This is a genomic window from Marinobacter sp. (assembly GCF_040904845.1).
Classification (GTDB): domain Bacteria; phylum Pseudomonadota; class Gammaproteobacteria; order Pseudomonadales; family Oleiphilaceae; genus Marinobacter.
In genome coordinates, this window is the sequence record NZ_JBBDSR010000015.1 from 1 (window position 1) to 10993 (window position 10993).

Consider the following 10993-nt stretch of genomic DNA (forward strand, 5'->3'; position numbering starts at 1 on the left):
CGCTTGATCTCCGGCCATCCATGGCCTCCGACATTCCCGGAAGGCCCTGGCCGCCCCGCTTCTCAAACTTGGGTGGTATCGCTAAAAGGAGTTTGGTTATGGCTAATAGAAACGACATCCTCAAAACAATCGAGCAATGGCTCCAGCCAGAAAATTTTCAGGACTACTGCCCGAACGGCCTCCAGGTCGAAGGCAAAGACGACGTTCACACCATCGTCACTGGCGTCACCGCTTCAAAAGCCCTGATAGACGCCGCTATCGAAGCCCAAGCCGATATGATCCTCGTCCACCATGGCTACTTCTGGAAGGGTGAAAACCAGCGCATCCAGGGCATGAAACGACAGCGAATCAAGCAGCTTCTGGATCACGACATCAACCTCGTGGCCTACCATCTACCACTGGACGACCACCCCGAATACGGCAACAACCGTCAGTTGGCCGACGTGCTTGGCATCCAGAACCCGAGGCCCCTCGGCGGCCTGGTCTGGGAAGGTGAGCTGCCGCAGGCCATCAGCCCCGAACAGTTTGGCCAGCAGATCGCCGAAAAACTCCACCGGGAGCCGCTGTGGGTTGGCGCGGGCGAGCGGGAAATTAAACGGGTAGGGTGGTGCACCGGCGCGGCGCAGGGCTTTATCAACATGGCTCTGGATGCCGGCCTGGACGCCTACATCAGCGGTGAGATTTCAGAACCAACGACCCACACCGCCCGGGAATGCGGCATCCACTACTACGCGGCAGGGCATCACGCAACGGAGAGATATGGTGTAAAGGCGTTAGGTAAGGCACTGGAGGAAAAGTTTGGCGTGAATCACCGGTTTATTGATTGTGATAACCCGGTTTGAGAAGCGAGTAGAATAATTGGGGGCATCCCCAGATGCCCGGTGACTGGTTGAGTGTACTTTTCCAAAACTGTGCGGAGCCATGGATGGCGGAGCCCAAGCGCCACATGGATGTGCCGAAGGAGCGTGTTTTGGAAAAGTACACTCAACCAGTCATTGCGCCAACAGTCTGAACACCGGCGGCTCCCGCAAGTTCAGGCCTGAGACGTAGACGGCTTATCGCCCTTCTTGAGGCCAAAGTCTTCCGCCAGCGTACCCTTATCCTCCGGCCCGGCCTTCGGAGCGTAATCCCGGGGCGGCTCCACACCGTCATCGTTAGTACCCTGAAGGCGTGCACGAGACATTTCCTGATCCAGCTCCTCCGTCCATTCCTCATCATTACAAAGGCGGTTCGCCCCACGAGCCATATGCTGATTCACATCGCGGTAGGCATCGTTTAAACGACGCTGGAGATGGGCGGATTCCATGAAATGCTCATTCACCTGAGCCTGGTAGCGTGTATATTCACTACGCAGTTCCTCAATTTGTTGCTCAACACGGCGCTGGCGCAGATTGGTCGTCTGCCCCGAGCGGCCGACCAGTACGCCGATCACTATGCCAACAACCAGTGCGGCAATGGCTGCCAGAATCAGGTTCGTCATAAGATATGTCGTCCTTTAACAATATGAGAGCTCAGCCCGTTGACGGAGTATAACGTTCCAAATCGCTCGCGCCCATCCACAACGCCTGCGCCAATCGTCGTATTGCGTCATATTACACGGCAACCAACCCTCCACCGAAGGCCTGACGTGGCGAAAAAAACCTAAATCGGCCACAATACGCCGCCGTAAATGAACGACCACTCTTCGGGAACAGGCTTGATGACCGCTCATATGACTCCCTGGCAACGCTATCAGCAGGACCTCGAACGTTCGGATTTTCAGGAAGATCCGGCCCAGGCAGATGCCGTCCAGCGACTGCAGTCACTGTACGATAAACTGGTGACTGCCGAAAGCGAACGTAATAAAGGTTTGGCAAAGCTGCGCATCAAATTGAAGAAGGGCAAAGAAGAGCCGGTTAAGGGGCTCTACTTCTGGGGCGGTGTCGGGCGCGGAAAAACCTACCTGATGGACACGTTCTACGAGTCTCTGCCGTTCGAGCGCAAGATGCGCGTGCACTTTCACCGATTCATGCAACGCGTTCACCGCGAGCTCCAGTCTCTCAATGGGGAGAAGAACCCGCTGGAGCTGGTGGCAAAAACCTTCGCCGACGAGGCCCGGGTCATCTGCTTCGACGAGTTCTTCGTCTCCGATATCGGTGACGCCATGATTCTAGCGACGCTGATGGACGGGCTGTTCAGCCGGGGCGTGACCCTGGTGTGTACCTCTAATATTGTGCCAGATGGCCTCTATAAAAACGGTCTGCAGCGCGCCCGATTCCTGCCGGCCATTGAGCTGGTCAAACAATACACCGATGTAGTCAACGTTGATGGCGGCGTGGACTACCGCCTGCGCACGCTGGAGCAGGCCGAGCTGTATCACTTCCCGCTCGACGAAGAGGCTGACATCAGCCTGCGCAAAAGTTTTGATGCGCTGGCGGTTGAAGCCGGCAAGCACAGCAAAACCATGGAAATCAACGGCCGCAAAATTCCGGCCAAGGCGCATGCGGACGACGTCGTCTGGTTTGATTTCAAAGACGTGTGCGACGGCCCGCGCAGCCAGAATGACTACATCGAACTGTCACGGCAGTTTCACGCCATCATCATCAGCAACGTGCCGGTGCTTGGCGGTGAAAAAGACGACCAGGCCCGTCGCTTTGTAAATATGATCGACGAGTTTTACGACCGCAATGTGAAAGTCATCATATCCGCCGCCGCCGCCATTACTGATTTGTACTCAGGCGGCCGCCTGGATTTTGAATTTGAGCGCACCGAATCGCGCTTGCTGGAGATGCAGTCTCAGGAGTATCTGGAAGCGGCGCACAAGCCCTAACCACAGAAATAGATAGCAATCAGGAATGTCGGATTACGCTGCGCTAATCCGACCTACACCCAACCTTCAAGTAGGTCGGATTAGCGCAGTCGTAATCCGACAAGCAGCGGAACCCGACTTCAAGTAGGCCGAATTAGACCTACACCCAGCTTTCAAGTAGGTCGGATTAGCGCAGCGTAATCCGACAAACTGACCGATTAACCAACACAGAGGTTCAGATATGAGCACAGATAACGTAGTCATCGTCAGCGGCGTTCGCACCCCCATGGGCGGATTCATGGGCAGCCTGGCCCCTGTTTCCGCACCCGAGCTGGGTGCGCTCACCATCGCTGAAGCCGTTAAGCGCGCCGGCCTGCAGCCGGCGGATGTGCAGGAAGTCATCATGGGCAACGTACTGCCCGCAGGCCTCAAGCAGGGGCCTGCGCGTCAGGCCATGCGCAAGGCGGGCCTGCCGGATAACACCGGTGCCACCACCATCAACAAGCTGTGCGGCTCCGGCATGAAAGCCGCTATGTTTGCCCACGACCTGATCAAAGCCGGCAGTAACGACATCATGGTTGCCGGCGGTATGGAGAGCATGTCCAACGCGCCCTACGTATTGCTCGGCGCGCGCCAGGGTTACCGCATGGGCCCGGGACAGGCACCGCAAGATCACATGTTCCTCGACGGTCTGGAAGATGCCGAAACTGGCCGTCTGATGGGTGCTTTCGCCCAGGAAATGGCCGACAAGAAAGGCTACACCCGGGAAGAAATGGACGACTACGCCATCGCGTCCCTCACCCGGGCCAAAAAAGCCATTGAAGAAGGCTTGCTGAAAGACGAAATTATTCCGGTCACCGTCAAAACTCGCAAAGGCGAGGTCGTGGTAGAAGACGACGAGCAACCGCACAACGCCAACATCGAAAAAATCCCGAGCCTGCGCCCGGCGTTCAGCAAAGACGGCACCGTAACCGCAGCCAACGCCTCTTCCATTTCCGACGGGGCTTCTGCGTTGGTGTTGATGCGCGAGTCTGAAGCCGAAAAGCGCGGCCTGAAGCCACTGGCTCGCATTGTTGGTCACAGCACTCAGTCTCAGCATCCAGCCGAGTTTACTTGTGCTCCGGTTGGGGCCATCGAGACGCTGTTCGCGAAGACCGGCTGGAGCAAGGAAGACGTTGACCTGTTCGAAATCAACGAAGCCTTCGCCATGGTGGCCATGATGCCGATCCGCGAACTGGGCCTGGACCCTGAGAAGGTCAACATCCACGGCGGTGCCTGCGCCCAGGGTCACCCTGTCGGCTCTACCGGCTCCCGCTTGCTGGTCACCCTGATGTACGCGCTGCAGCGTTACGGCAAGAAGAAAGGCGTCGCGGCCCTGTGCATTGGTGGCGGTGAGGCGACGGCTATGGCTATCGAGCTGCTGTAAATTTTGGACTTGGGTGTTTTGGGGAGGGGGAAATCTCTCTCCAAAACACGCTCCTTCGGCACATCCATGTGACGCTTGGGCTCCGCCATCCATGGCTCCGCACAGTTTTGGAGAAAGATTTCCCCCTCCCCATCAAACCTCGAGTTACCTGCACCCGATCCATGGATGCCGCCCCGGAGAAAAGGGGTACATAAACAAGGTGGTTGCATTTACTATTGTTGTCTATAGTGATTCTGTGCGAGAGAACCCCGATGGTAAAAGAGGGTGTGACAGTAAAATCATACTTTTGACTGATCAAAGCGCCCGAGAGCGTTAGCTATAGTGCCAGCATCACGAGTACTGTGCATGAAGCCTCCTAACATCGTGAATACCAATAATCAGAGCAGCGACTCAGAACAACAATGGAGTAGCCTTCCAATGACAAGAAAAACACAACAATGGCAGCAGTGGGCCAAATTGCCGCTGGCCGTGGCGGTTGCAGCCGGCATGTCCGGGCAGGCAGCTGCCTATTCATTTTATGTGGGGGACGTAGAAGCTCAGTTCAACACGACGCTTTCATACGGCGCCACCTGGCGCACCCAGGAACGTGACCGGCGCCTGATTGCTCAGGGTAACCTGGGGCCTGAGTTCGCAAACACCACTGTGGGTGCGTCAACCAACAACTACGATGACGGCAACCTCAACTTTGAAAAAGGCGATGTGGTCTCCCACGTAGCCAAAGGCAACAGTGAACTTTACCTGAACTACAACGTTGACAGCACCTACCTGACCCGAGTCGGTGGTCTGCTGCGCGGTCGTTACTGGTATGACTTTGAACTGAAAGATGGCGACCGGGCCGTTGACGACGTGGGTCAGCAGCGTGAACTGAATGACCAGGCCAAAGACAACGCATCAGGTGGAGAAATTCTTGACGCCTACGTGTTTTCTGACTGGTACTTTGGCGATACGCCGGTCAGTCTGCGTTATGGTAAACAGGTACTCAGTTGGGGTGAGAGCACCTTTATCCAGGGCGGTATCAACGTCATTAACCCGATCGACGTTCCGGCTTTCCGCGCCCCTGGCTCTCAATTGAAAGATGCCCTGCTGCCGGTGGAAATGTTTTACATGTCTGCAGGCGTGACCGAGAACATTACCCTCGAAACGTTCGTGCAGGCCGACTGGGAACCGATTCGTCCTGACGATTGTGGCACCTTCTTCTCGACCAATGATTTTGCGTCAGATGGCTGTGGCCCGGTTCTGCTGGCCGGCCAGCTACCGGATTCACAAGCCCTGGCACAGGGTTTTGTCGCGCCGCGGATGGCCGACAAAGAGGCTGACTCCAAAGATCAGTTCGGTGTGGCCATGCGCTGGTACGTTCCCCAGCTGAACGACTCCGAGCTAGGCTTCTATTACATCAAGTACAACAGCCGCCTGCCATACGTCAGCGGTACCGTACGTGATGACCGTGAAGGCGAGCGTTTCCCGGCGTATTTCATTGAGTACCCGGAAAACATCAACCTCTATGGTGTCAGCATCAACACCACCACACCGGGTGGCTGGTCGCTCGGCGCGGAATACTCTTTCCGCGACAACATGCCGATCCAGTGGAATGCGTTTGAACTGATTTACGGTGGCCTTCAGCAAGTGAATCCGGAAACGGGCGAGCCTGCCAGTCTGCTGCAGGTCCAGCGTGAACAAGAAGCCGGTGGTGCGGATCTGCGGGGCCAGGAAGTGGACGGCTATGACCGCTTTAACGTGTCTCAGGCACAGTTCACCCTGATCAAGTTCTTCGACCAGGTGATGGGCGCGAGCCGGCTGTCACTGATCACGGAATTTGGCGCTACCTACATCCACGATTTTCCGGATCAGGACGAAGCCCGCTATGGCCGTTCCGGTACCTTCGGCATCGGCGAGCTTCCGGGCGGTGCCTGTGATGGTTCTGGTGCGACCGGTGCTGCACTGAATATCAACACCAGTTACTGCACTCAAGACGGTTTTGTCACAGACTTCTCCTGGGGCTACCGTACCCGTTTGGTCTGGGATTACCCGAACGCGATGGCTGGTATAAACCTGTCACCACAGCTTGCCTGGAGCCACGATGTTAAAGGCTATTCTCCTCAACCCGGCGGAGCCTTTAACGAGAGCAGCAAAGCAATCGGTATCTCGCTTCAGGGCGTATATCAGAACAAGATCACCGGCAACATCGGTTACACAAACTTTTTCGGTGGCAAACCGTATAACGAGTTGACTGACCGTGATTTCGTGAGTGCGAGCGTTTCCTACTCCTTCTGAACCGGCACGAATTCGTTTAACGAGGTAACTTAAATGAAACTGAACAAGAAGCTACTGGCCTCAGGTGTTCTGGCTGCAACATTGTTTGCTGGCAGTGCCCATGGTTTGGTATCCCAAGAGGAAGCGGCCAAACTCGGTGATTCCCTGACTCCGATGGGTGCAGAGAAAGCGGGTAACGGCGGCGAGATTCCTGCCTGGGATGGCGGTCTCTCAGAGCCCCCCGCCAGTTACAGGAATGATGGTATCTATCTGAACCCGTTCCCGGACGATGAAATCCAGTTCACCATTGATCAGAGCAACGTTGACGAGTATGCCGACAAGCTGTCCCCGGGGCAGGTAGCGATGATCAAGAACTACGATGACTACAAAATCCCGGTCTACGAGACCCGTCGGACGGCGACTTATCCGCAGTCGGTCATGGATGATACGGTCAAGAACGCGACCAGCTCGGAGCTGATCAAGGACGGTAACGGCATCGCGAACTATCAGGATGCCACACCGTTCCCGATTCCGAACAATGGGGTGGAAGCCATCTGGAACCACATCACCCGTTATCGCGGTGGCTCTGTTCAGCGAAATGTAGGCCAGGTCACGCCGACGGAAGGCGGTGCTTACAGCGTGGTCAAGTTCCAGGACGAGCTGACGTGGCGTGCCTATCTGGAGGATTACGCTCCGGACCAGGACCCCAACGTTTTGTTCTACTTCAAGCAGGCGATTACCGGGCCAGCGCGTCTGGCAGGTAACGTACTGTTGGTCCACGAGACACTGGACCAGGTTAAAGAAGCCCGTCGTGCCTGGGTATACAACGCCGGTCAGCGCCGCGTTCGCCGTGCTCCTCAGGTTGCCTATGACGGACCGGGTACGGCCGCAGACGGCATGCGAACGACGGACAACTTTGACATGTTCAACGGCTCACCCGACCGCTACAACTGGGAGCTGGTTGGTAAAAAGGAAATGTACATTCCGTACAACTCCTACAAGCTGGTGGACCGTGACCTGAGCTATGATGACATTATCCATGCTGGCCATATCAACCAGGACCTGACTCGCTATGAGCTGCACCGCGTCTGGCACGTGCGTGCGACCCTGAAAGAAGGCGAACGTCATATTTATGCCCAGCGTGACTTCTTCTTCGACGAAGACACCTGGCAGGCGAGTGTGATCGATCATTACGACGGTCGTGGTGAGCTCTGGCGCGTAGCCGAAGCGCATGCCATGCAGTTCTACGATGTGGACGTTCCCTGGTACGCCATCGAGGTCCTGTACGATCTGCTCTCCGGCCGGTACCTGGCTCTGGGCCTGACCAACGAAGAGAAGGATCCGTACACCTTCGGTGTCAAGCGTAACTCCCGTGAGTACACGCCTTCGGCCCTGCGTCGCGCCGGTACCCGGTAAGACGACCTCAAGTGTTGAAAACGGCGGGCTCTGGCCCGCCGTTTTTGTTTACCCGCCTGAACCCAGCGAAACAACGCTGAAAACCCGCCACATAACAACGTACTGTTACGTCAAAGTTTTGCAGCTCGCCCCGTATTTGGTTTAACCTCTCTCTCATACTAAAGGCGTACCCGATGGCGGTACCCACAAAAATCTTTGCAGAGACTGCAACATCCGGAGGCGGGTGACACTGCGTGTCATTACCGGCAAGCCGGACTTGAACGGGGCGAAGTGTGAAACCATTCGATGATGGCAGTGCTGCCAACGATGAATTCCAGTCTGTCTCGTCCGGAGTCTACCGTGGCGAGCTGGTCAAGGACCTGTTGCGGCAACGGGTCCGGATTCCGTCACCACCATCCGATGACCTGAAGCGGCCACATCTGACCAGCAGGCTACAGTCTGCGCTGGAAACCGGAACGGTCGTCTATCTGGAAGGTCCCTGTGGCTATGGCAAATCCCATGCGTTACTGGCGGCACTTCACGCATCGAACTGGCCGGAAGAAGCCGTCAAATGGGTGTCGCTGTCGGCCCAGGACAATGCACCGTCCCGTTTTATGTCCCTGCTGGCGGTTGCCCTGAACCCACAGGCGTCCGGCGAAGCCGCTTTGTCGCATTCGTCTGCTGATCACAGCGAAACGCTTTCGGTACTGCTGGCAGATGAGTGTTGGCAAGTGGCGGAGAACAGTGGTGTTCTGGTGCTTGATAACCTGGGTCTGGTGAGCCATCCGTTGGTGATCGAGTTGCTGGAGCAGCTGCTGGCTGAGCTGCCTGAAGGTCTCACCCTTGCGCTGGTGTCCCGCAAGCCTTTGCCTTTTGAAACGCATCGTTGGGAGCTGGACGGCCGTTTTACCCGATTTGGCCCGGATGTGCTGGAGCTGTCACGCCAGGAGACCTTCGAGTTTTATGGTCGCGCCCTTGGTAACAGCCAACTGACCACCGTCGCGGTTGACCATTTATACGCCCTGACGGACGGATGGGTGACGCCTCTTGCGCTCTATCAACGGGAGCTCTCGGCGCTGGCCGAATCCAGACTGCCGATTCAGGAAACCGTCAGTGTTGAACGATTCCTCAGGGATTCGCTTCTTGCCCGCCTGACGCCCCCGCAACAACGGTCGCTCAGGATCATGGCTGAGATGGATCTGGTCTCTGATGATCTGTTCGGGTGTGTGTCTGATCATTTCTGTGATGCGGCTTTCCGCCCCTCTGTCGCTGCAGAAGCCGGGTTACCACTCCGACCCATTCCCGGGCGTGGTCGCTGGTTCCGTTTTAATCCGTTGTTTCACGAATGGCTGCGAAGCTCAATGCTCGACGGTGCCGCGGACCGGGCGCTGGCAGCCAGCCGCTGGTTCAGCCAACGAAGCCAGCTACCGGAAGCGCTGCGATACGCGCTCTTGTCTGAAAATGCCGATGAGGCGGTTCGAATCGCCTCTGAAGGCTCTGAGGCGCTTCTGATCGGACAGGACACGGCATCGCTCCTTCGCCTGCGTCGCTCGCTTCCCATGGGGCTGCTTGAGCAGAGTGCGCGTCTTAGGGTTGTTTACAGCTGGGTGCATGCCATTGGCGGTCAGTTCAGGCAGGCGCGTGCCCTGCTGGAAGGTTTTCCCGCGGAGGACCGAGAGGCCATGGCCGGCCGAATAAACGCGCTAAAAGCATTCATCCTTCGCGGTGAGGGCTATGTGGATCAAGCGCTGGAAGCAGCGGATGCCGCGCTCTCCGCTGAGGCGCTGTCCACACAGGGCCAGTTAGTGACGCAAATGGTTCGCTCAAGTGCGCTCTGCGCAGCCGGCCGTTTTTCCGAAGCCCGGGAGGCAAACCGTGCGGCGGCCCGTCTGGCTCGCGAAGCGGGTGATTCTGGATCCGAAGCGCTGGCGGTGTACACGCATGCCCGGATCGAACTTGGGAAGGGGGCACTCAAGCACGCCGAACAGTTACTGCGAACCGGCCTGGATACAGCGATGAACGAAACGTCGCGCCCAACCCGGGTGGGCGAGACCCGTCTCCAGTTGAATCTTGTGTTGGTTCTCTGGCACCAGGGGCGTGAAGCCGAGGCCGACAGGCTTCTGGTGTCCTGTGGCCGCCACGCCGAACAGACTCGCGATCTGGGACTGCTTCTGGCCATGGCGTTGCGGGTTTTAATATGTCGCACCCGAGGCCGCCTTGAGGACGCGTTTGTGTGGATTGGCCGGGCCGAGCGAACCATGCACGCCTGGCAAGTGGATGAGTCGGTCTATGTGCCGGTTCTGGAGGCTCTCAAGGCCAGTTGCTGGCTGGTCTCCGGCAACATCGAGAGTGCCAGTCATGCCATGGAGCGACTGCAACCCTACCGCGAAACCGGTTGCGTGCCGGAACTGATTCCGATGATGCCCGGGCTGCTGGATTCGCTTCAGGTCCGGCTGGAGTTGGCGCGCGGCGACGATCTCAAGGCTGCACTCTCGCTTCGGCACATCCGCCTCAGCGGAAACCGGGTGATATCGTTTGCGCTGGACCTGCATCTTAGACTGCTTGAAAGCATGGTGGCGTTGCGTGAGAAAGGCTTGGCGACCGCCCAGAAACTGTTGTCACAGGCGGTCAATCTCGCCGCCCGGGAGCACTTTATCAGTCCGTTTGCGGAATTGCGGTATGAAATGGGCGAATTGATGGAAAAGGCGTATCCGCAATTGCCGGAGGGTGAGTTTACCCGGGCGCTGGGGCAGCTCTTTGGTTTGTCAGAAGCAAAAGTGAACGCCGTGCCCCTGGCTGAGCCCATTAGTGACCGCGAGCAGGGTGTGCTGGGGCTGATCGCCAAGGGACTGTCCAACCAGGAAATTGCTGACCAGCTGCACATATCCCTGCACACGGTGAAAACCCACGCCCGGCGCATCAACGCCAAGCTGCAAGTGAAATCCCGCACTCAAGCCACCGTCCGCGCCCGAGAGCTGGGCCTGTTGTAAAGCTGGTCTGCTAGAAAACCGGCAGAGCTTGCTATAACTCTCCGTAGGTCGGATTAGCGAAGCGTAATCCGACAGGTTTGCTATAAAACCGGTAGGGCTTGCTATAACTTTCCGTAGGTCGGATTAGCGAAGCGTAATCCGACA

Annotated in this window: 7 protein-coding genes; 6 read left to right on the plus strand and 1 reads right to left on the minus strand. The window is 57.1% G+C overall.

Going from position 1 to position 10993, the window contains the following annotated elements:
* Positions 1-98: 98 nt before the first annotated feature.
* A complete protein-coding gene (locus tag WD429_RS01660) occupies positions 99-842 on the plus strand; it encodes a Nif3-like dinuclear metal center hexameric protein (RefSeq protein ID WP_368420435.1) in 744 nt (247 codons plus the stop codon).
* 191 nt (positions 843-1033) lie between these two features.
* Here WD429_RS01660 and WD429_RS01665 read toward each other — a convergent pair whose 3' ends face one another.
* Positions 1034-1480, minus strand: a complete 447-nt coding sequence (locus WD429_RS01665; protein ID WP_368420436.1) for a YhcB family protein — start codon at positions 1478-1480, stop codon at positions 1034-1036.
* Positions 1481-1711: 231 nt separating this feature from the next.
* Between WD429_RS01665 and zapE the strand changes: the two genes are divergently transcribed.
* The 5 genes from zapE to WD429_RS01690 all read left to right on the plus strand — a co-directional run bounded on the left by zapE (position 1712) and on the right by WD429_RS01690 (position 10849).
* Positions 1712-2809, plus strand: coding sequence for a cell division protein ZapE (zapE, locus tag WD429_RS01670; protein WP_368420441.1), 1098 nt, complete (start codon positions 1712-1714; stop codon positions 2807-2809).
* A 220-nt stretch (positions 2810-3029) separates the two neighbouring features.
* On the plus strand, positions 3030-4214 hold the full coding sequence (locus WD429_RS01675; protein WP_368420437.1) for an acetyl-CoA C-acyltransferase: 1185 nt from the start codon (positions 3030-3032) through the stop codon (positions 4212-4214).
* Between the two features lie 417 nt (positions 4215-4631).
* A complete protein-coding gene (locus tag WD429_RS01680; RefSeq protein WP_368420438.1) occupies positions 4632-6485 on the plus strand; it encodes a DUF1302 domain-containing protein in 1854 nt (617 codons plus the stop codon).
* Between the two features lie 33 nt (positions 6486-6518).
* The gene (locus WD429_RS01685; protein ID WP_368420439.1) at positions 6519-7880 is read left to right on the plus strand and encodes a DUF1329 domain-containing protein; all 1362 of its coding nucleotides are present in this window, start codon (positions 6519-6521) and stop codon (positions 7878-7880) included.
* A 272-nt stretch (positions 7881-8152) separates the two neighbouring features.
* Positions 8153-10849: a response regulator transcription factor gene (locus WD429_RS01690; protein ID WP_368420440.1), complete on the plus strand. Its 2697-nt coding sequence runs from the start codon at positions 8153-8155 to the stop codon at positions 10847-10849.
* The last annotated feature ends 144 nt before the right edge of the window (positions 10850-10993 follow it).